This window comes from Microbacterium petrolearium (assembly GCF_054782875.1).
The window spans coordinates 1-585 of sequence record NZ_BAAGRQ010000081.1 but is presented as its reverse complement, the minus strand read 5'-3'; the positions used below and the strand labels follow the sequence as shown (position 1 = coordinate 585).

1 pseudogene is annotated in these 585 nt (G+C 39.0%); it reads right to left on the bottom strand.

Annotation, left to right across the window (positions count from 1 at the left end):
- Positions 1-242 (bottom strand): annotated as a pseudogene (locus ACYVJ0_RS13725) (NADH-quinone oxidoreductase subunit H); the annotation flags it as partial.
- Positions 243-585 lie beyond the last annotated feature (343 nt).

The window sequence follows — 585 nt, the reverse complement described above, 5'->3', positions numbered from 1 at the left end:
CCTAGAAATGCATACTTAGAGTTAGCTGACCATCCAGCAAATAGAGTACCATAAATACCAATTGATGAAATAGCCAGAGTATATAGAATTCCCATTGAAAAATCAAAAATAGTTAGTCCAGCACCAAATGGAATAACAGCCCATCCTAGTAGACTAAATACTAGTGTAATAATAGGAGCTAGATAAAATAGACTTACCGTAGCATGAGCAGGAATTACTGTTTCCTTTACTACTAGCTTTAGAGCATCAGCGACTTAAAAAAAAAATATTAGGGTTGTTGTCGTAGGCTCGTGTAGTAATAATAACCCTTGTAAGCTTTGTTTGTATCTAGCTTTGTAGTTAGTGTAGTAGCTCCGATCCACATTGTCTTTGCAGCTAGTCGGATACTTCGGAAAGGAGCACCTGTTACTAGTGTAAAAGAGTTTTCTGTGTAAACATATACCGTCTTCCCATTCATTTCTGCTGCTGCATCTAGCGTAGCCTTGCTTGGACCAGTACCATAATTATGATTCTTAGGCCCAATCTTGCCTACACTCTTTCGAGCACGTGTACTGTCAGAATCCTTTCGACCTGTTAGTGCTAGAC